Here is a 20,508-nt window from a genome sequence, read left to right as displayed (position 1 = left end):
CATGGCCGTACGCTGTAGCTGCGCTTGAATCAACCAGAATTGAAGAACGTCATTATGATCGTTAAAGGGGATTAGGGGTAGCGCCATAGTGGGGTCCTCCTGTTAGGACACACAATTGAGTATAGCGAGTTTTTGCTGCTTTGCAGCACGAGCAAGATGCGGTGGCAGGTCTGGAAGAGGAGCAGGAATTAAACGCGATGACGGCAGGAAGGCACATAACCCGCTAGGCTTTAGTCGTGAACATCCTATTACCCTTGCGAATGGAGTCGCGTATGAGCGCCAATGTTGCTGAAATTATGGTCGATACCCTGCAAAACGCGGGAGCCAAACGCTGTTATGGGATCGTTGGAGATACACTTAATCACTTTACGGACGCGTTGCGTCAAAGCGATATTGAATGGATCGGCGTGCGCCATGAAGAAGTCGGCGGGTTTGCGGCAGGTGGCGAAGCCTATTTAACCCAGGAACTGGCGCTTTGTGCCGGTTCTTGCGGCCCTGGCAGCCTTCACTTTGTGAATGGGTTGTTTGATGCCCACCGAAATGGTGCTCCTGTTGTACTAATCGCCACGCAGGTGCCGCTATCCGAAACGGGGGGCAGCTTCCCACAGGAAGTGGATCAGGTACAGATTTTCAAACAGTACAGCGTGTTTTGTGAAACGGTAGCTTCGCCTGAGCAGGCCCGCCGCATGACGGCACTTGCCGCGCAAACGGCGTTGGCAAAAGGCGGCGTCGCCGTATTGATTGTGCCGGGCGATGTAATGAGCCAAACGCCGGAAAGCCAACTGGCCTTCCGTACACACCGGTTTGAGTACTCCCTGCGCCCAAGCGCAGAAGCGTTTGTACCTGCCGTTACGCAACTCAATAAAGGCGGCAAGATTACCATCTTTGCCGGGTCAGGCTGCCGCGATGCGCGTGAACAGGTAATAGCACTTGCCGAAAAACTCCAGGCGCCCATTGCCTGGACATCCCGAGCCAAGGATTTTATCGAACCTGATAACCCTTACCAGGTAGGAATGACCGGCGTTTATGGTCTGGAAGGTGGTTACCACGCCGTTGCCGAATGCGACACGCTGTTGATGCTGGGCTGCAATTTTGCTTTTAAACAGTTTTATCCGGAAGATGCAGCCATCATCCAGGTGGATAGCGACCCTGCCCAGATCGGCAAGCGCTACCCGGTCAACGTAGGTATCGTCGGCAGCGTACAGGATACCTGTGAAGCGCTCTGCCAGGTGGTCGAAAATAATCAAAGCCCGCGTTGGCTGGAAAAGTGTCGCAAACACTACGTCAAATCCTTGGAAAAATCGGCGCATACAAGCCGCGATGATTCATTGATTCACCCTCAGGAATTAACGCTGGCAATCGACCGGCTAGCGGCCGATAACGCTCTTTTTACCGCCGACACGGGAAGCGTGAACGTATGGATGCTGCGCCATATTCAAGCCAGTGGCCAGCGTCGGACACTGGCCAGCCTGCAGCATGGCACCATGGCCAATGCCTACCCGCAGGCACTAGGCATTCAACTGGCATACCCCGAGCGCCAGGTCATTGCGATGTGTGGCGATGGGGGACTAAGCATGCTGATGGGCGATTTGCTGACGCTGGTGCAGCGACGTATCCCGCTAAAAATTGTGGTGTATAACAATCGCTCGCTCAGCTTCGTTGAGCTGGAGCAAAAAGTGGAGGGCCTTTTGGACGCCTACACCGAGCTTCAAAATCCGGACTTTGGTGAAGTGGCTACGGCCATGGGGCTATGGGGCCAGCGTGTTGAACGAGAAGATCAGCTGGAATCGGCCATCAGTCAGTGGCTGTCTCAGCCGGGTCCCGCGCTACTGGATGTCGCGGTTAACCCCATGGAGCTTGTAATGCCGCCGAAAGTTGAAGCAGGGCAAGTTGCTTCAACTGCGCTGTACTCTGCCAAAGCAGTATTGAGTGGGCGCATGGATGAAGTAGTCCATTTGGTGAAGAGCAACTTCTTGAAACGATAAACTGTAATTTATTGCTGAGTTGTGGGCGGTCAACGGCTCGGACAGATGTGTAAAAAAAACAAGGAGTAATATGCGTTTACGTGTTTTGTCCGACCTACACCTTGAGCATTTCGCGGGTGGCCGCCCGCTACCGGATATTGACGCTGACATTGTCATACTGGCAGGGGATATCCATCGCCAATGCGAAGGGCTTGTTTGGGCGCGGGCGCGTTTCCCAAACCAAACAGTTATTTTTGTGCCTGGGAACCACGAGTTTTATGACACCTGCCTACCTTTGACACGCGAAGCGTTGGCCCAGGAGGCCAAGCGACACAGTATTGAGCTACTGGATAATCGTGCAATCACGCTTGATGGCGTGCGCTTTTACGGCACAACGCTCTGGACCGATTTTGCGCTATACGCTGATGATCCTACGAAACATCCTGCTCATACCGAAGCCAAAGCCTTGCGCTACATGCCTGACTTCAAGATTATCCAAATCTCCCCAGGCGTAACGTTTACACCTGAGGCGAGCCAGCAGCTGCATCAAGAGGCTATTACCTGGTTAGAAAGCGCACTGGCAGAGCCTTTTGATGGCCCAAAAGTCGTCATAAGCCACCACGCACCGCTTCAAGAATGCATTCCTGATCGGTATAAAGGCGACATGCTATCGCCTGCGTTTGCCTCTCACCTACCGCAACTGATGGGCAAAATGGATCTATGGATCCACGGCCATGTGCATGAACCGGTGGATATGATCTATCAAGACACTCGTGTGCTGGCCAACCCTGGTGGTTATCCCGATGAATTCGAACCACTGCGCTTTAAACCGGATCTTGTGGTTGAGATTTAGACTGGATACAAAAAACCAGTACTTCAAGGACCGGTTAATGTTTACTTAGCAGTGCCGTTGAAAATATAACCTGTTGTTTTTTATACTTAAATAATATTAACTGATCGTTTGACGTTATCTAAACGGTAGCACTTTGGTCGAAACCCATTGTATTTCGCTTGCACAGCCTGCTGGGGATGATTACTTTCTAGTTTGTATGATGTATTACAAATACTGTTCATCAAAGGTTAAATTACCCATTTGCCTGGCGTAAGAAAACGAGAGGGAATCTGTGTGAAGTTTTCCAAACAAGAAGTAATACAAGCAGTTGGAGACGGACTGTTGTCATTTCCCATTACCGATTTCGATCAGAATGGGAAGTTTGATGAAAAAAGCTATCGCGAGCGCCTGGCATGGTTTATCAGCCACGATATTTCTGCCGTGTTTGTCGCCGGTGGTACGGGTGAGTTTTTTAACTTAACGCTCGAAGAGTATCGCCAGATTGTTCGTGTAGCGGTGGAAGTGGTCGACGGTAAACTGCCGGTAATTGCAAGCGCTGGACTCAGTGTTGAAGCTGGCAAGGCCTTTGCTGATGCGGCTTCTGAAGCCGGTGCCGATGGCATTTTGCTGATGCCTCCGTACCTGACAGAGTGCCCGCAGGATGGGTTGGTTGAGTATGCACGGCAAATTTGTGATGCCACTGATATCAACGTCATTTACTACAACCGTGGTAACGGCATTCTCAACGCGGATTCCGTGCAAACCCTTGCCGATGCCTGCCCGAACCTTATTGGTTTGAAAGATGGTAAGGGCGATATCCAGGCGCTTAACAAAATCATTAAAACGGTCGGCGACCGCCTTGTATATGTAGGCGGCGTACCTACGGCTGAGATCTTTGCAGAAGCGTATCTCTCCATTGGCGTGAATACCTACTCATCCGCGGTATTCAACTTTGTTCCGGATATGGCTGTGACGTTCTACAAAGCGTTACGCCAAGGGGATAAAGACACCGTGAAGAAAATTACGACTGATTTCTTTATTCCCTTTATTGATTTGCGTGACCAAAAGGCAGGCTATGCGGTTAGCTTAATTAAAGAAGGCGCGGATATTATCGGCCGTCCGGCAGGTAGCGTTCGTGCGCCTTTAACCATGCCCACCCAAGAGCAACGCCAGCAGTTAGAGCGCCTGGTGGGTGTAGCGCGTTCTTTCTAAAAGCTGGAAAAAAACCAAACGACATAACCAGAGGTTTACGTGATGAAAACAAAAACTATCCGTCGCCAAGCGCTGTTTGCTCTCACAGGCGTATCGTTACTAGCCGCTGCTGTTTCCGCCCAAGCCGATAACTGGCGTGGCTGGAACATTCACCCAGACGGTTACCCCAATACGGTAGCGCTTGAAGCTTTTGCTGACGCAGTCAAAGAGCAAACGGCAGGGCGCGTTACCCCTCGTGTTTACAACAATGCCGTGCTGGGCGATCAGTCTGATGCGATTGAGCAAACCCGCAACGGCGCGTTGGATTTTGCCAACTTTAATATGGGGCCCATGGGACCCATTGTTAAGGAAACGAACGTTTTCTCGCTGCCTTTCCTGTTTACCGATGTAGATCATATGCACACGGTGATGGATGGCGAGATTGGCCAGCGCTTTGCTGATGCACTGGAAGAGAAAGGTCTGGTAGTGCTTTCCTGGTTCGATTCAGGCGCCAGAAGCATTTACAACACCAAGCACCCGATCAACACACCAGAAGATGTCCAGGGCTTAAAGATTCGAGTCATGAATAACGATCTTTACGTCGAGATGATGGAAGCGCTTGGCGGCAATGCGACGCCAATGGCGTATGGAGAGGTCTACCAGAGTTTAACGACCGGTGTTCTGGACGGCGCTGAAAACAATTATCCCTCCTTTGAATCCAGCAACCACTACGAAGCAGCGGAATACTACTCGTTAACCGAGCATTTGATTATTCCTGAATGCCTGTGTGTTGCCAAAGCCAGTTGGGACAAGTTATCCGAAGAAGACCAGGAAATCGTTCGTGAAGAAGCGATGAATGCTTCCACCATGCAACGTGAGCTGTGGGTCGAAAGCTCTGAAGAAAGCCGTCAGATTATCCTGGATAACGGCGTAGAAATTAATGAAGTAGAAGATAAAGCGGCTTTCCAAGCATTGATGGAACCGATGTATGAAAACTTTATCGCCAATAACCCGGGCACGGGTGAGCTGATCGAGGAAATCAGAGCCGCTCAATAATTTTCTTATGTCTTCCTTTCGGCGGCTTGATGCCGCCGAAAGATTAAAAGGAAATGTGTCGTGAGTATAGAAATTGAAACACCCAGCAGTAGAAAAAGCACGACAAGAGAAGGCTCTGTAGACCGCGTGTTGGATGGCATGGCTGAGTTATGCGTGCTTTTGGCGGGTATCATGCTGGTCATTCTTATTGCTACTTTCGGATGGCTGGTCTTCGGGCGTTATGTGCTTAACAACACGCCAACCTGGGTAGAACAAACCTCCCTGGTGTTAGTGGTGTATATCACCTGCTTGGGCGCCGCTGCCGGCGTCAGGTATCACAGCCATCTGAATATCGACTTTGTTCGTGAGAGTTTCCCTCCTTTTCTGCGCGGCTTACTGCACCACATCTCGGATCTTTTCATCCTTGTATTTGGTGGTTTTATGACGGTTCAAGGCTGGAAGCTAGTCATGACAAACATGGAAAGGGCCATTCCTATGATTGGTCTCTCTGAAAGCTGGCGTGCAGCTCCACTAGTGATTTGTGGCGTGCTGATCATGCTGTTTGCAGGGGCGGATATAGTGCAACGATTACTGTCTCGAAACGCTGAGAGGGCATAAGTCATGGGGCTGATGATACTGTTTGGAATTTTCTTTCTCGGCCTTGTCGCAGGAGCACCGGTCGCTTTTGCCGTTGGACTGGCCGCTGTCGCTACATTTATGTATGAAGGGTTGCCGTTGTTTGTCGCCTTTCAGCGTATCTTGTCCGGCATTTCCGTTTTTTCGCTACTAGCAATTCCTTTTTTCATTTTTGCCGGCGAGCTGATGCTTCACGGCGGAATTTCAACCCGACTTGTTCGCCTGGCCTCCGCCATGGTGGGAAGAATGCGCGGCGGTCTGGGGATGGTCAATATAAGCTCTTCGATGCTGTTTGGCGGCATCTCGGGCTCAGCAGTGGCCGATACGTCTGCTTTGGGCTCGATTCTTATCCCGGTGATGAAAGAGAAGGGCTATGACGCTGACTACGCGGTTAACGTCACGGTAACCTCGTCGGTCGCTGGCGTGGTTATCCCGCCCAGCCACAATATGATTTTATACGCCGTAGCGGCAGGGGGCGGTATTTCCGTTACCCAACTGTTTATCGCCGGTATCGTTCCCGGCATCCTGATGTGCTTGAGCCTGGCCGTGGCCGCTTATGTTGTGGCCGTCAAGCGTGGCTATAAAGGCGAGGCATTTCCCGGTTGGCAAGCCCTGTTGCTTAGCCTGGTCGCCTCGCTGCCTGGCTTGATGACGGCAGTCATTATTGTAGGTGGTGTACTTTCGGGCATCTTGACGGTCACAGAGTCCGGGGCCTTTGGTGCCATCTACGCCATCATCGTGACTGGGCTTGTCTACCGTGAGCTTAAGTGGTCATCCTTTAAGGCCGCCGTTATCCAATCGGTTAAAACCACATCGCTGGTCATGATTCTGGTGGGCTGCGCATCGGCTTTCTCTTATATGCTGGCGCTCTATAACGTGCCTGAAATGCTAACCACCGGATTAATGACGATTTCAGACAAGCCCGTGGTTATCTTTTTGATGCTCAATCTGATTCTGCTGGTGTTGGGCATGATCATGGATATGGCGGCGTTAATCCTGATTTGCACGCCCATTTTCCTGCCGGTCGCCATGCAGTTTGGCATGGACCCCATCCAGTTCGGCATTATCTTGATGATGAATCTGGGGCTGGGTTTATGTACCCCGCCGGTAGGTGCGTGCCTGTTTGTGGGCTGCGTGATCGGGAAAATCAAAATTGAGCATGCAGTCCGCACCATCTGGCCCTTCTTCCTGGCGCTGTTTGTGGCGCTAATGCTGGTGACTTATATCCCGGCGGTTTCATTAACGCTACCTGGCCTTTTTAGATAACGCCATGACAGGAAAATCAGCCATGAGAATAGAAGCGGTCAAGACTCATATTCTGGATCACAAGCTTGAAACAGCGTTTGAAAGTGCTTCGATGTCATTCACACGCCGCCAGCACTGTTTAGTCGAAATCATTTGTGAAGACGGCACCGTTGGGTGGGGCGAGTGCCTGGGGCCAGCCAAGCCCAATGCTGCCATTGTCCAGGTATACGCCCAGGCACTGATCGGCGAAGACCCGCTGCAAACCGAGAAAGTGTGGCTCAACCTTTATAACCGTCTTCGTGATCAGGGCCAACGTGGCTTAACCATGACGGCCTTGAGCGGTATCGATATCGCGCTGTGGGATATCAAGGGCAAGCACTTCGGCGTACCTGTTTCCACGCTGCTTGGCGGGCGGTTTCGTGAATCTGTGCGTGCCTATGCCACCGGTTCGTTTTGCCGCGAGGGCGTTGATCGTGTCAGCGACGTCGCGGCGGAAGTGGCGCGTTATCGTCACGAGGGCTTTCACGCCGTCAAGATCAAGATCGGCTTTGATGTTGAAGAAGACCTGAAAGTGATTGAGGCCGTGCGTGAGTCAATTGGGCCGGATGTGCGCCTTATGATTGATGCCAACCACGGCTATGACTACCTGGAAGCCATCGAAGTAGGCCAGCGTGCGGCGGCGTTTGGTATCGACTGGTTTGAAGAGCCGGTACTCCCGGAACAGATTGATACCTATGCAGCCGTCAGGGCAGGGCAGCCTATCCCAGTGGCCAGCGGCGAGAACTGGCATGGACGCTACGCCATGCACGAACCGCTGGCGCGTAGAGCCGTCGATATCGTACAACCAGACATTTGCGGCGTGGGCGGCTTTAGCGAAATTCGCCGGGTCGCGGATATGGCTGCCATGCACGGCGTAAGATTAGTGCCCCACGTATGGGGCACGGCGGTGTGCCTGGCGGCCAGCCTTCAGTTTATGGCCGCACTCGCGCCCAACCCGCCGCGCCGAAAACCGCTTGAACCAATCATGGAATTTGATCGAACGGAAAACCCGTTTCGACAAGCGGTGGTACAAACGCCCATTGAGCATCAACACGGTGTGATGACCATACCGGATGGCCCTGGGTTAGGCATTGAGATTAATCGTGAGGCGCTTAATACTTATGCGTTAAAAGAGGTATGAAGTGTTGGGTTAATTAATGAAGCTGTTAGTTGTAACGCAGCAATCAGTAATTAAATTTTTTATAAGATTAGCGCTATTAATTTTTTAATTATTAGCGCTTTCGTTCCGACTGTTCTGGTATAACTTGTGTCAGTGTTTCTGGCATAACTCCAATTTGCGTCATCCACTCTGCTAATAGACGTGGCCAGCCGGCAACCGGCTTACTCTTTGCGCCACTAATGCCAAAGCCATGGCCGCCATCACGGAAGATATGCAGCTCAGCCTTCACTCCTGCCTCGTGAAGCGCACTATAAAAGGCGACGGCGTTGGCGGGCGGCACCGATGGATCGTCATCGGCCAGCACTAGAAATGTTTCGGGTGAATCAGCTGTTACATGCACTTCAGGCGAGCGATCCAGCTTCTGCTGCGATGTAGGGCTATTGCCTAGCAGGGCGGTACGAGATCCTTCGTGAACATCCTCATCCTGCATTGTCACGACGGGATAAACGAGTGCAACGAAATCCGGTCGGGCCGATACGGCCTGCTCAGCCTCATCCACTTCATAAGTTGCCTGATCGTATCCGGTCGCAAGCGACGCTCCCAGGTGACCGGCGGCAGAAAAGCCCAGAAATCCGATCCGTTCAGGATCAAGACCCCATTCGTCTGCATGTCCGCGCACCAGGCGCATTGCACGCTGCGCATCGGCGAGAGGTGCGTCCGCTCGGTTAGCATGTCCTTCGCCAGGCAGCCGGTAGGTCAACAGAAAGCTGGTAATGCCTAAAGGTGCTAGTGCCTTGGCGATCTCGATACCTTCCTTGTCTAGAACTACGCGCCTGTAAGAGCCGCCGGGGGCGATAATAATGGAGGTGCCGTTGGGGCGCTCCGGAATCCATGCCGTTAGGCTCGGCTCAACGATACCCGTTAACGCCCGATCAGGCCGGAACAGGTTCTTGGAGCGATCCTCTACTAATGGCGTAAGGCCATCTGGTATTCCTTCGGGCTGCCCGTCCCAAAGCGGCAAAACTGCTTCATGCTGTAAAGCATAGGCCATAGCTCCCCCTGTATTTATGGTGCCCCACAAGGCTAACGCCAGCCATATAGCTGAACGTTTTACTCGTTTTGGCATGGTTGATGACTCACATAACATTTCATGCTGCAGTATTAAAAAGAGTGCTTAATGCTAGGGATAGCACTAAGCACTCAACGCTAGTTTTTTATTGGTTGAACACTAACCGCTGCAGGGCAAAGGCGCGTTCACGCTGTTCGCTTTCAGTATGGGCTTCCTGCTGCAGCAGGGCTTTAATTTTGGCTATCGTTTCGTCATCAAAAGGCAGCTCTCTTGATGATGCGTTTTCATCCTGAATGAACCAGTTATCATCGCTGATATTGCCATGCACGCTATCACTGTATTCGCTTACATTCTCAAGGTGCAGTGAGATATTGCGGGATAGCTGGGCAGGCTCAAGCTGGCCTTCATAGGGGCTTTGACGAACAATAAAATTAAACCGTTTATTATCGATTGCCACGTTGTTATCAATGGTTAACGTGCCGGAGTTAAAGTTATCGGTAAAGCCATCCATTCCATTGTTGAACGAGAGGTTGCCCTCGACAACATGGGGTACAGGAAGACCTTCTCCACCCAGCTTGAACCCATTGCCCAGGTTTCCGCCTGTCTGTTGGGTGTTGAAGGTTTGCCCGTTGTTAAAGGCGATAGAGCTGGTAATCGTTACCGCACCATTTGGGCCATCCTCTACCTTGTTGAACAAGTCCCAGCCGTCATCGATATTATGGTGAGAAATGCAGTGGTCGAAACTGTTACCTTCCCCGATGCGCATTTTTGCGGCGAATCCATCTGCATTGATACCTGAGGCGTCTTCATTGTTATAGCTTTCACTATAACGAACCGTATTGTGGCTTGCCCAAAGCGCCCGCCCAACATTATCAGGAGAGGTAATCTGGAAGCCCGTGTCCGGAGCGCTATGCGTGACGATATGCTCAAACAGGTTATGACTGCCGTGCACGATCAAGCGCTCGCCCGCGACCTCTATATGATCCAGATGCCAGTAATGGGCATTATGTGACACCATGCCGATAAAACGCACATCGGCGCCTTCTCCCGTTAAGCGCTTCAACTTACCTGGGGAGCCGCTGGCAGTGAGGGGGATTTCAATGGACTCGTACTCACCGCTGGCCAAATGAATGGTTCCGCCTGGTGCTACCCGAGCTATGGCAGACGTCAGATCTAGCGGCTGTGCTTGATCACCGGCATGATCGGGGCGCCCATCCGGTGCCACATGAATATTATAAGGGTCGGCCAGCGTTACAGGTTCAATCGTAAGCTGCTGGCTGTGCTCCTCACCATTGTGCTCTTCACTGCCTTGACCTTCTGATGGGTGAAATGAAACCACCACATCGGTGGGGGCGGTTATCTCAAGCGCAAACTTGAAGAGATCGCCGGCTTCGACTGCCTGTTTTTCTGCCAGAGGCTGGCCTGCTTGAGTAATACTGAATTCGCCGGGCTGGTTGGCAATCGCTTGAAGCGCGTAATCCGGTACGCTAGTTACTTCTGGTGATGCCAATGACCATACCAGCGGTGGCTTAGGTGCCTCATAGGCAATGTCGTCTCTAGTATCAGCATCGCTCAGCTCAAGGTGAATATCCGTAACGTTCATACGTGCGTTACGCGCAGCAAAGAAGCCTACATACTGGTGGTCGGGATCCTGCACCTCTACCAGGTTGGCAGGGGCATCGCTTAGCTCCTTGGCGTAGCTTTCCTGCTCGCTATCGACGGTTACCGTAAAGTTTTCATCGGTGCGGGTCAGGGTCATACGGTATTGATATTCGGTACCGTGAGGGATACCTTGCGCGTAGTCCTGTTTGCTCAATAAATTACCCGGATTACCCCACGGATCATTTATGCCTTCACGGTATACCGCCGCTACATTAGCCATCCCATCATTTTCACGCGTATGGGAATGCAGCAGGTTCATAACGATGTTGGATGCCGCTGGAAACTCTTCGTGTCCTAACGGTTGAGGGTGGGCGCGAGGGGCTCCCATAATATCGCGCACCATCATGCCTGCGCCTTCCTGGCGATTGGGTGTCGCCCCTGTTTCGGGGCCCAGTTGTTCCAATGTCAACGTGGCAGAAAGCGTGAAATTTACATCGGTAGGGAGCGTTGTGTAGTAAAACGTGCCGCCTTCATGGGAGTTGGCTAACTTGCCACCGCGGCTTTCAATCGTAACGTTATCAAGCAAAGCGCCTGATGAGACTGGCTGTCCGTTGCTGGTAACTTCGTTTGTGCCTATTTTTTCAGGAAGAATGGTAGATCCAAAATTTAGGTCAGTTGACTGCCCAAAGGTAATACTCTGCCAGGTAAGTTCGTGCGTTTCCTCGGCAATTACCAGCGAGGTGCCAAAGGTGGGCGCGATAACTGTTAATGCAAACGTCGCTATTTTTTTCATGGATAAACCTTATTTTTCATTATGATTATTCAAGCGAGTCTGCCTCTTGATGAGGCAGGAAAGAGAGATAAGGAAATAGGATTTTAAAAATAATACATATTATGTTTGCTATCAAAAATTGGCGAAAAGTCTTATGGCATACTTAACCGATACCAACCCTGGCAATAAGCCTCGCTTATAGCATTTCAACCCAGTCGGGGCTTTGCCCCACAGCGAGGCGACTAATGAATTGCAGATAGCCGGTTTCAGCATCAATACGATAGCTCGAAATATGATGTGAAAATTGGCCCGCTGCTACGAGGTAATTACCATCAGGTGTGATAGCAAATCCCCGGGGGCGATTTTCTGTAGAGAACAGTTTTTCAAATCGAATAATTCCATCTGACCTAACCTTGAATAAGTGCAAGGTCGAAGTTGCCTTTTCTGAAGCGTAAAGGAAGCGCCCATCAGGCGTAATATGAATATCAGCTGCTTGAAAGGCGTCTACCTGATCAGGCAAGTAGTCCGTTTGAACAAGGGTTAGTCCTGAAGCGTTATAACGTACAGCGTTAATAGTGCCGTTTCTTTCGCCAATAATATACGCAATAGGGTGGACTGGGTGGTAAGCGATATGCCTTGGCCCCGTCCCCTCTGGTAGCTGTAGCTGGTTGATACTTTGCAGGGGAGGAGGGGCTTTCTCATTCGCTTGAGAAGTTAGCCATTGCCATTGATATATAACGTCTTTACCCAGGCCTGTAGCCAGCACGGTGGTGCTATCGGGACTCATGGAGAGCATATGGGCGTTGGAAATATCACAGATATGCTTGGCGGACTCACTGATGCGGTGGTCTTCCTGCACTGGATAAGTCGATACGTGATGGTCGATAAACGAGGCGCTCAATAAATAGCTGTCATCGATGCTTGTCTGAATGTAGGCCAAGTTGGTTTCAATAGGTGTGTTGCCAATATGCTGTAAGCGGCCCTGTGTACCAATATTATAAGCCGCAATAAAAAAGGGCTCCCCCCTAGAGACGGCGTACAACGTATTGCGGTCACGGGATATAGTAAGCGGCATTGCGCCACCTGGTTTCTGCAAACCGGGTAATTGCTCATGAGCACAATACCCAAGTTCACCTGTAGCTACTGATAGGTTAATGGTATAAAGCTCGCCGCTTAATGCACACCCGACATATAACGTTTGCTTTTTATCGCTCATTTGTGCTCCTGAGTTTGCGGTTTTAGTAACCGCAATATAGCTTAAATTCATATTTATATATTGCATGTCAATACTATTGATACGTTTTAGCGCATTCATACCATTGTCTATATTGTTGTCGGCTATGGATATCACTAGTATCAAACATATTATGTATGATCTTAAGTATTGATTACAAACGCAGGAGCCTGCTACCTGCGAGGGGCCCAAGTACCATGAAAATTGAATCCATATCTGTAGACGTAATCCGCTATGAATCCAAACTAGCCCGAGACAGTGCTGGCCACGCGCATGCTGGTAAGCCTAGCGAAGCGCAAATTGCCATGCTTAGCGTTACATCAGAAAACGGCGTTCAGGGGCATGCCTTTGCCCCTCAAGAGCTAATTCGGCCGTATATCGTTGAGCAATATTTCAAGAAAGCAGCGCTAGGCAAGCCGGTCCATGCTCGCGAATTAATCTGGCAGGATCTCTGGCTTCGCCAGCGAGGTAGTGGGGCGCAGCTGACCGATAGAGCCATGGCTATTCTGGATCAAGCCTTATGGGACTTGGCCGGACGCCAACTCGATGTGCCTGTCTATCAGTTACTGGGTGGGGCGCGCAGTAAGGTAAAAGCATATGCCAGCACAATGTGCGGTGATGAAACGACAGGTGGGCTTTCAACGCCCGAAGAGTACGCGCAATTTGCAGAGCAGCTTGTCTCTCGTGGCTATAAAGGAATCAAGCTGCATACCTGGATGCCCCCGGTTAGTTTTGCACCGAGTGTTGAAATGGATATCCGCGCCTGTGAAGCGGTGCGCGAAGCGGTAGGGCCAAATATTGCTCTAATGCTGGATGGGTATCATTGGTACAACCGCACAGACGCCCTCAAGATTGGACGTGCTCTTTCTCGTCTGGACTTTGCCTGGTTTGAAGAGCCAATGCCGGAAGATTCCATGGAGTCATACCGTTGGCTTACCCAGCAGGTAGACGTACCTGTTATCGGCCCTGAAACCATCGCTGGAAAACACCATAGCCGTGCTAGCTGGGTACAGCATAACGCCTGTGACATCTTGCGGGCAGGGGTTGCCAACGGTGGTGGTATTACGCCCTGTTTAAAAGTGGCCCATTTGGCTGAAGCCTTCGGTATGGATTGTGAAATCCATGGCAACGGTGCGGCGAATCTCGCCGTAGTAGGCGCCATCACAAACTGTCAGTGGTATGAACGCGGCCTGCTTCATCCGCATATGGAGTACGACGAAGCGCCTGCTTACCTCAATGTTATTGCTGATGAGATGGATGCTGACGGTTATGTCCACATGCCGGAGCGGCCTGGATTGGGCGAAAGCATCAATTTTGATTACATCAAGAATAATACTCTAGAGAGTTATTAATCGGTTTCTGTAAGCAGTTTGCATAAAAGCGTCTATTTCTAAGCGCCAGCTTTATAACTATTCGGCAAAGCCGATGTTCGAATAACAAAGAATAAGGAGTTTTTTATGAGTATTGATGTTTGGGTAATATTAATTTACCTGGTTTTTCTGATGGTAATCGGTTGGGTTTTCAAAAACTTCAACAGTGATACAAGCGATTACTTTCGAGGTGGCGGTAATATGTTGTGGTGGTTGGTAGGCTCCACCGCTTTCATGACCCAGTTCTCCGCCTGGACATTTACAGGAGCAGCTTCTCAGGCTTATGTCAGTGGCTTTGCTATCATTTTTCTTTTTATGGCCAATGCCGCCGGCTATTTTCTGAACTATGTATACTTTGCTCCCCGGTTTCGCCAGCTGCGCGTAGTCACTGCAGCAGAAGCCTTGAAGATGCGCTTTGGCAAACCCAGTGAGCAAACGTTTATCTGGTTTAGCATGTTTGACGGTTTGGTTTCCGCCGCTACATGGCTAAGTGCCCTGGCAATTATTACCTCAGCGGTATTCAACGTTCCTCTTGAAACTGTCATTTTGCTTACAGGTATTGCCGTAGTGGCAATGTCTGTAACAGGTGGTGCTTGGGCTGTTGTTGCCTCCGACTATGTACAGATGTTGATCATCATGTCGGTCACCTTCGTCTGCTTTATTGTTGCCTGGGGAAACACAGAAAGCGTTAGCCATATCGTATCCAGCTATGATGGCGAGTTTTTAACCGGCAGTGGCTATGGTTATGCATGGCTATTTGGTTTTTGGGTATTCATGTTAATCATTAAGCAAATATTCATGATGAACAATACGCTTAATGGCTACCGTTACATGTGTGCTAAAAACAGTAAAAATGCTCGCTATGGCGCGCTTTTTACACTTTGCCTTGCCTTGGTTGGCCCCATTGTATGGTTCTTCCCTGCATGGTTCATGCACGCCTACAGCCCCGGCTTCATGGAAAATTTCTCTTCACTAGGTGCCAAGGCCAACGAAGCGGTATTTGTTGCCTTCGTTAGTGAATACATGCCCGCGGGTATGCTTGGGCTCTTAATGGCCGCCATGTTTGCTGCCAGCATGTCATCAATGGACTCAGGTCTGAACCGCAATGCAGGCTTCTTCGTACGCAACTTCTATCTGCCTATCATTAAGCCTCATGCTACTGAGCAGGAGATGCTGCGCGTATCACGTTTTGTAACCTTGAGCTTTGGCGCGATCATTATTGGTATCAGTTTGTTTATCAACTCGCTGAAAAGCATGAGCTTGTTTGAGATCCTGTTAACAGCAAGTGCGTTGATTACCTTCCCGATTACCATTCCTGCCATGCTGGGCATGATTATTCGCAAGACGCCCGACTGGTCAGGCTGGGGTACGCTGGTAGTGGGCTGCATGGTTTCCTATACGGTTGGTGCTTGGCTGAGCCCGGATCTTGTCAATAATATGCTGGGAATGGATATCACGGCTCGTGAGTGGTCCGATTTCCGTGTCTCACTTGCCATCGGTGCACACGTGGTAATAACCGGCGGCTTCTTCTTGCTCAGTACACTTTTCTATAAACCCGAAGCTCAGTCTACCGAGCGTGCGGCTGAACGTCAGGAAATGTGGCAGCGTTGGGAAACGCCGGTAGAGAGCACTGAAGCAGATCCTGCAGCAGATGAGATTGATTACGGTCAGAAGATCATTCTGGGGCGCTTGATTCTGATGGGAAGCATTATGGTCATGGGATTGTCGTTACTTCCCAACTCGACTAATGGCCGCCTCATTATGCTGCTTTGCGGTGCTTTGATAATGATTCCTGCGGTTCTAATGCTTCTTTCTGCACGTTCCAGCAAGCGGGCAATGCAAATGGCCAGTAATAACCCGCAAGTAGCTTATAAGTAATTAACCCCCATAAGCACTCTTATTATGAAATGAGTAAGAGTGCTTCAAATAAACATAATACGTTATAAGTGTTATGTGTGACGGTGCTAAAGCTTAGGTTTTAGAACCTATCTATGGCGCTAAAAAATAAATATCAAATCAATAAGGCTGTTTTATGAAAAACAAAAAACTCTTAACGGGAGTGGCAACGCTGGCTGCTTTATTTAGTGGTTTTGCTTATGCAGGCTCAACCACTATTGCAACAAAGTATGAGCAAACCTTTCGCGAAAACCAGGATTACAAGATCAAGTTCGGCGTCGGTCATGTGTTTGACAATAATATGTCACTTGCATTTGAGCACCAGCGCCGTTGGCGAGACGAGATTAGTGGCTCATCGGAGTTAGCCGAGAACCTGTTTGGGATTGGCTATTCTTACACACTGGATGAGGCCAAACGCTGGTCGCTTCAGCCCAAGCTCGAGTACAAGTTCAATCCTGGTTCGGAAACGGCCCGGCCCATGCTGAGGCTAAATTATAAAATTACTGATGCTTGGCGTGTGGGCGCTCGCTATCGTTATGAGTATCAGACTTTTAGAGAGGGGGGCGGAGTACGATCACGTGTTAATCGTTTTGATGGTTATATAAGCTACGCGTTAACCGAGCAGATCGGGCTGGCCTGGAATCCAAGTTATGCTTATGTGCTGGGTGACTCTGGCAGTATGTATACTGGTGAAGATGATCGGTGGGAGCATGAATTTAGCGTTGGGTATCGAATCAATGCGGCAAATGCCCTTGCAGTGACTTACAAGCGCAAGGATGAAACTCGCGAAGGGGCTACTTACAATGCCGGCAGGCACAATGATGCTGTTCAGCTAACATACAGTTTTAAGTTTTAAAAATAAACTTCAATAGTGATAGAGGCTGGATCATTCATATTTACCAGATTGATGTTGATCCAGCCTCTGCTTCCCTCTATAGTTGTGTGATGTATTACAACGAGACATGCTACAGGAATCATTTATGAATTTTTCACGCGAAAACACTTTGGCATCTATTTCAAACGGCCTGCTGTCATTTCCAATTACAGATTTCGACAGCCAAGGGCGCTTTGACCGCGAGAGCTATCAGGATCGCTTAAAGTGGTTTGTAAGCCATGAAATTTCTGCCGTCTTCGTTGCCGGCGGAACGGGAGAATTCTTCAGCCTGTCGCTGGAAGATTTCCGCGACGTGGTGACAACGGCAGTTGAAACCATTGGTGGTCAGTTGCCTATTATTGCCAGCGCAGGTCAAAGCGTTGAGATGGCAAAAGCGCAGGCCAAAATCGCCGAAGAGGCTGGAGCTGACGGCATTCTTTTGATGCCTCCCTATTTGACGGAATGCCCCCAGGACGGCTTGGTCAACTATGCACGTGAAGTGTGTGACAGCACCTCCATCAACGTTATCTACTACAACCGTGGTAACGGTGTTATGAATGCCGAATCGGTCAAGCAGCTAGCCGAGGCGTGCCCAAACCTGATTGGCCTTAAAGATGGTAAGGGTGATATTCAGGCGCTGAACAAGATTGTTAAAACAGTCGGCGACCGTCTTGCCTATATTGGTGGCGTTCCGACCGCCGAAATTTTTGCTGAAGCGTATTTATCTATTGGGGTTAATACCTATTCCTCGGCAGTGTTCAATTTCGTGCCGGATATGGCGTCAACTTTCTATAAAGCGTTGCGTGCAGGCGAGCACGAGACCGTGAAGAAGATCACTCGGGACTTTTTCATTCCGTTTGTCGATCTACGCGATCAGAAAAAAGGCTACGCCGTTAGCTTGATCAAACTGGGCGCTGACATCATCGGCAAGCCGGCAGGTAAGGTGCGCGCGCCGCTGGTTATGCCATCAGAGTCAGAGCGTAATCAATTGATCGAGTTGATCAATGTGGCCAAGCAGTATTAAAGGTCGCTAAAGCAGAAAACTTTATACAAGTCACAGGAGGCATGATGTCGATTCCAGAAAACACCCGCCCGTTAGCTGGGCCAGCCCCGCGTTTAAAGGCGCCTGCGGGAGCAACAGATTGCCATACACACGTTTTCTTACCCGGTTTTGAAGCTCAAGCGGGCGGGCCGCAAATTGCTGAGCTGGCAACGGTAGATAACTATCGTCAGTTGCAGCAGTGGCTGGGGTTGGAGCGTGTGGTGATTACCCAGCCAAATGCCTACCAAACCGACAACGGCGCTCTGGTCGCAGCATTAGAGCAGTTCGGCGCTAACGTCGCGCGCGCTATTGCAGTCATTACGCCGGATACCCCGCAAAGTGAGCTTGAGCGGTTACATGAGAAGGGCGTACGTGGCGCTCGTATCATGCAGTTGCCGGGTGGCGCGGTGGGTATTGATCGTATGCTGGCCGTGGAAGATGTCATTCAGGATATGGGATGGCATTTGATGGTCCAATTCAACGGTCGCGATCTGCCTGACTATCATGAAGAGCTGCAGAAGATTAAAGGGCGCTACATTATCGATCATATCGGTAAGTTCATTGACCCAGTACCCGCCGATGACAGTCGTGTTGACGACATCCTGCGTTTGATCGATAAGGGTAACGCATGGTTCAAGATCTGTGGCGCTTATGAAACCAGCTTGACGGGCGGGCCAGATTACTCCGATGTATCACCTATTGCCAAACGAGTCATCCAGCATGCGTCCGATCGGATTATCTGGGGATCGAACTGGCCCCATGTTGGCGTCAACCGAGCACAGTACCCAAGTGATGCCGAACAGCTGGATGTTTTGCTTAATTGGGCCGATGAAACGACGCGTCAAAAAATATTGGTAGACAACCCGGCGTTTCTTTACGGTTTCTAAATATAAGCAGGTTGTTTTAACCATTTGATATCTAGTAATTATAAACGAGCAGGAGATGGGTATGCTGAACAGATTATTAGTCACCGGTGCTGCCGGTGGTGTGGGCAAAGCGATTCGCCCTTACTTAACCAAACTTGCCAAGAATGTTCGCCTTTCCGATATTTCAGATATCGAAGATCCGGCTTCTCATGAAGAAGTGATGGTCTGTGATCTGGCCGATTACGAAGGCGTAAAAGCACTGGTAGATGGCTGTGACGGTATCATTCACCTGGGTGGCGTCTCTGTTGAAAAGCCTTGGGAAGGCATTTTACAGTCAAACATTATTGGTACTTATAATCTTTATGAAGCGGCGCGTCATTTAAATAAGCCGCGTATCATTTTTGCCAGCTCGAATCACACCATTGGCTTTTACGAGCGCACCCAGAAAATTGATACCCGGGTACCGCGCCGTCCTGACTCTATCTACGGTCTTTCGAAGTGTTTTGGAGAAGACCTGGCGAGCCTCTACTTCGATAAATTTGGTATTGAAACGCTAAGTATTCGAATCGGCTCCTGTTTCCCCAAGCCGGCTGATGCTCGCATGCTGGCCACTTGGCTTCACGTCGAGGATTTGATGGATCTGTTCGAGCGTGCGTTCCAGGCGCCCAAGTTGGGTAACACCGTTATTTATGGGGCGTCAGACAACGCTGAGCAGTGGTGGGACAATCAGCTGGTTTCGTTTCTGGGTTGGAAGCCGCGTCATAGCTCTGAGCAGTGGCGTGAGGAAATTGAATCACGGGGTAACTTAGTTGACCCCAACTCGCCGGAAGTGGTTTATCAGGGTGGAAAGTTCGCCGCTACAGGCCATCCAAATGACTGATCGTCATATGTATGATTAAAAAAAGCGGCAGATGCTATATAGTACCAAGCATTACGGAGGGCACTAAACAAGCCTGAAACTTTGATCTTAGTGAGAGTTGGTTAAGCATGAATAGTCTTGGCATAAAACCTTTAGTGCATGGTGGCAGCTTGTCGCGGCAGGTCTCCCAGCAGTTGGAAAGCATTATTGCACGCCAGGAAATTCCGGTAGGTGACAAGCTCCCTCCTGAGGGAGCGTTGTGTGACATGTTTGGCGTCAGCCGCACGGTCATACGTGAAGCCATCACTCACTTGAAGTCACAGGGGCTTGTGGAAACCCGTCGCGGGATCGGGACACGTGTACTGCGTTCAGTTCCTGAACATAAGAATCCTGAAAAGAAAATCCAGCTAAGTACGATCGAGGATATCTTAAACATTCTCGAGCTACGTCTCACTATTGAGCCGGAAGTCGCGGCATTAGCGGCCAGCAGGCACGATGAGCAAGACAAACAGCGTTTGGTAGAACTCCACCAAAAGTTCCTTCAAGCCTGTAAACACACTACACAGGCGCGTGATGAAGATCTTGCTTTTCATGCCGCGATCGCTCTAGCAACACATAACCCGGCATTCGTCACTATTTATGAACAGTGGGATGTCGGCGCTATACCTCGCGCAAAGTTGATGTCAGCAGAGTCGGGCTCGCAAACGACTTACCAGTACCTGGAAAAAGTGAGTCAAGAACACGCTGACATTCTCGAGGCGATTCTGGCACGCGATTCAAAGGCAGCGAATGCCGCCATGTATCAACATCTGAACCGTGCATACAAAACGTATTATTCATACAAATAGGTGCGTTTGATGGT

Annotated in this window: 17 protein-coding genes; 14 read left to right on the top strand and 3 right to left on the bottom strand. The window is 50.1% G+C overall.

Annotation, left to right across the window (positions count from 1 at the left end; translation table 11 throughout):
• The first annotated feature begins 272 nt into the window (after positions 1-272).
• The 7 genes from ELY25_RS06475 (at position 273) to ELY25_RS06445 (ending at position 8,083) form a co-directional block, all read left to right on the top strand.
• The gene (locus ELY25_RS06475) at positions 273-1,985 is read left to right on the top strand and encodes a thiamine pyrophosphate-dependent enzyme (RefSeq protein ID WP_126950465.1); all 1,713 of its coding nucleotides are present in this window, start codon (positions 273-275) and stop codon (positions 1,983-1,985) included.
• A 70-nt stretch (positions 1,986-2,055) separates the two neighbouring features.
• The gene (locus ELY25_RS06470) at positions 2,056-2,817 is read left to right on the top strand and encodes a metallophosphoesterase (protein WP_126950464.1); all 762 of its coding nucleotides are present in this window, start codon (positions 2,056-2,058) and stop codon (positions 2,815-2,817) included.
• Between the two features lie 273 nt (positions 2,818-3,090).
• Entirely contained in the window at positions 3,091-4,008 is a 918-nt protein-coding gene (gene kdgD / locus ELY25_RS06465) for a 5-dehydro-4-deoxyglucarate dehydratase (protein ID WP_126950463.1), read from the top strand.
• A gap of 42 nt (positions 4,009-4,050) precedes the next feature.
• Positions 4,051-5,043, top strand: coding sequence for a TRAP transporter substrate-binding protein (locus ELY25_RS06460; RefSeq protein WP_126950462.1), 993 nt, complete (start codon positions 4,051-4,053; stop codon positions 5,041-5,043).
• 60 nt (positions 5,044-5,103) lie between these two features.
• Positions 5,104-5,640, top strand: a complete 537-nt coding sequence (locus ELY25_RS06455; protein WP_126950461.1) for a TRAP transporter small permease — start codon at positions 5,104-5,106, stop codon at positions 5,638-5,640.
• A 3-nt stretch (positions 5,641-5,643) separates the two neighbouring features.
• Positions 5,644-6,924 (top strand): TRAP transporter large permease, encoded by a 1,281-nt coding sequence (locus ELY25_RS06450; RefSeq protein ID WP_126950460.1) that lies wholly within the window; start codon positions 5,644-5,646, stop codon positions 6,922-6,924.
• A gap of 22 nt (positions 6,925-6,946) precedes the next feature.
• A complete protein-coding gene (locus ELY25_RS06445; RefSeq protein WP_126950459.1) occupies positions 6,947-8,083 on the top strand; it encodes a mandelate racemase/muconate lactonizing enzyme family protein in 1,137 nt (378 codons plus the stop codon).
• A gap of 91 nt (positions 8,084-8,174) precedes the next feature.
• On the opposite strand, the gene ELY25_RS06440 is transcribed toward ELY25_RS06445, so the two are convergent.
• The 3 genes from ELY25_RS06440 to ELY25_RS06430 form a co-directional block, all read right to left on the bottom strand.
• Positions 8,175-9,113, bottom strand: a complete 939-nt coding sequence (locus ELY25_RS06440) for an alpha/beta hydrolase (RefSeq protein ID WP_126950458.1) — start codon at positions 9,111-9,113, stop codon at positions 8,175-8,177.
• 163 nt (positions 9,114-9,276) lie between these two features.
• Positions 9,277-11,526: a right-handed parallel beta-helix repeat-containing protein gene (locus ELY25_RS06435; RefSeq protein ID WP_126950457.1), complete on the bottom strand. Its 2,250-nt coding sequence runs from the start codon at positions 11,524-11,526 to the stop codon at positions 9,277-9,279.
• A 175-nt stretch (positions 11,527-11,701) separates the two neighbouring features.
• Positions 11,702-12,721, bottom strand: a complete 1,020-nt coding sequence (locus ELY25_RS06430) for a lactonase family protein (protein WP_185856229.1) — start codon at positions 12,719-12,721, stop codon at positions 11,702-11,704.
• A gap of 215 nt (positions 12,722-12,936) precedes the next feature.
• On the opposite strand from ELY25_RS06430, the gene ELY25_RS06425 reads away from it, so the two are divergent.
• The 7 genes from ELY25_RS06425 (at position 12,937) to ELY25_RS06395 (ending at position 20,494) form a co-directional block, all read left to right on the top strand.
• Positions 12,937-14,091: a mandelate racemase family protein gene (locus ELY25_RS06425; RefSeq protein ID WP_126950455.1), complete on the top strand. Its 1,155-nt coding sequence runs from the start codon at positions 12,937-12,939 to the stop codon at positions 14,089-14,091.
• A gap of 105 nt (positions 14,092-14,196) precedes the next feature.
• Positions 14,197-15,987, top strand: coding sequence for a sodium:solute symporter family transporter (locus ELY25_RS06420; protein WP_126950454.1), 1,791 nt, complete (start codon positions 14,197-14,199; stop codon positions 15,985-15,987).
• A gap of 154 nt (positions 15,988-16,141) precedes the next feature.
• Entirely contained in the window at positions 16,142-16,861 is a 720-nt protein-coding gene (locus tag ELY25_RS06415; RefSeq protein WP_126950453.1) for an oligogalacturonate-specific porin KdgM family protein, read from the top strand.
• Positions 16,862-16,985: 124 nt separating this feature from the next.
• Positions 16,986-17,903, top strand: a complete 918-nt coding sequence (gene kdgD, locus ELY25_RS06410; RefSeq protein ID WP_126950452.1) for a 5-dehydro-4-deoxyglucarate dehydratase — start codon at positions 16,986-16,988, stop codon at positions 17,901-17,903.
• 44 nt (positions 17,904-17,947) lie between these two features.
• The gene (locus ELY25_RS06405) at positions 17,948-18,808 is read left to right on the top strand and encodes an amidohydrolase family protein (RefSeq protein ID WP_126950451.1); all 861 of its coding nucleotides are present in this window, start codon (positions 17,948-17,950) and stop codon (positions 18,806-18,808) included.
• A 61-nt stretch (positions 18,809-18,869) separates the two neighbouring features.
• Positions 18,870-19,667 (top strand): NAD-dependent epimerase/dehydratase family protein, encoded by a 798-nt coding sequence (locus tag ELY25_RS06400; protein WP_126950450.1) that lies wholly within the window; start codon positions 18,870-18,872, stop codon positions 19,665-19,667.
• A gap of 107 nt (positions 19,668-19,774) precedes the next feature.
• Positions 19,775-20,494 (top strand): FadR/GntR family transcriptional regulator, encoded by a 720-nt coding sequence (locus ELY25_RS06395; protein ID WP_126950449.1) that lies wholly within the window; start codon positions 19,775-19,777, stop codon positions 20,492-20,494.
• Positions 20,495-20,508 lie beyond the last annotated feature (14 nt).

It is taken from the genome of Vreelandella populi (assembly GCF_003989825.1).
Lineage (GTDB): Bacteria > Pseudomonadota > Gammaproteobacteria > Pseudomonadales > Halomonadaceae > Vreelandella > Vreelandella populi.
The sequence above is the reverse complement of the archived record's forward strand: the minus strand, read 5'-3'. Positions and strand labels throughout refer to the sequence as shown.

What these genes read in the sequence shown, in the direction of transcription:
- ELY25_RS06425 (WP_126950455.1), top strand. Translation starts at nt 12,937, where the DNA reads ATGAAAATTGAATCCATATCTGTAGACGTAATCCGCTATGAATCCAAA.
- ELY25_RS06395 (WP_126950449.1), top strand. Translation starts at nt 19,775, where the DNA reads ATGAATAGTCTTGGCATAAAACCTTTAGTGCATGGTGGCAGCTTGTCG.
- kdgD (WP_126950452.1), top strand. Translation starts at nt 16,986, where the DNA reads ATGAATTTTTCACGCGAAAACACTTTGGCATCTATTTCAAACGGCCTG.
- ELY25_RS06460 (WP_126950462.1), top strand. Translation starts at nt 4,051, where the DNA reads ATGAAAACAAAAACTATCCGTCGCCAAGCGCTGTTTGCTCTCACAGGC.
- ELY25_RS06435 (WP_126950457.1), bottom strand. Translation starts at nt 11,526, where the DNA reads ATGAAAAAAATAGCGACGTTTGCATTAACAGTTATCGCGCCCACCTTT.
- ELY25_RS06430 (WP_185856229.1), bottom strand. Translation starts at nt 12,721, where the DNA reads ATGAGCGATAAAAAGCAAACGTTATATGTCGGGTGTGCATTAAGCGGC.
- ELY25_RS06420 (WP_126950454.1), top strand. Translation starts at nt 14,197, where the DNA reads ATGAGTATTGATGTTTGGGTAATATTAATTTACCTGGTTTTTCTGATG.
- ELY25_RS06445 (WP_126950459.1), top strand. Translation starts at nt 6,947, where the DNA reads ATGAGAATAGAAGCGGTCAAGACTCATATTCTGGATCACAAGCTTGAA.
- ELY25_RS06440 (WP_126950458.1), bottom strand. Translation starts at nt 9,113, where the DNA reads ATGGCCTATGCTTTACAGCATGAAGCAGTTTTGCCGCTTTGGGACGGG.
- ELY25_RS06415 (WP_126950453.1), top strand. Translation starts at nt 16,142, where the DNA reads ATGAAAAACAAAAAACTCTTAACGGGAGTGGCAACGCTGGCTGCTTTA.
- ELY25_RS06405 (WP_126950451.1), top strand. Translation starts at nt 17,948, where the DNA reads ATGTCGATTCCAGAAAACACCCGCCCGTTAGCTGGGCCAGCCCCGCGT.
- ELY25_RS06470 (WP_126950464.1), top strand. Translation starts at nt 2,056, where the DNA reads ATGCGTTTACGTGTTTTGTCCGACCTACACCTTGAGCATTTCGCGGGT.
- ELY25_RS06450 (WP_126950460.1), top strand. Translation starts at nt 5,644, where the DNA reads ATGGGGCTGATGATACTGTTTGGAATTTTCTTTCTCGGCCTTGTCGCA.
- ELY25_RS06475 (WP_126950465.1), top strand. Translation starts at nt 273, where the DNA reads ATGAGCGCCAATGTTGCTGAAATTATGGTCGATACCCTGCAAAACGCG.
- ELY25_RS06400 (WP_126950450.1), top strand. Translation starts at nt 18,870, where the DNA reads ATGCTGAACAGATTATTAGTCACCGGTGCTGCCGGTGGTGTGGGCAAA.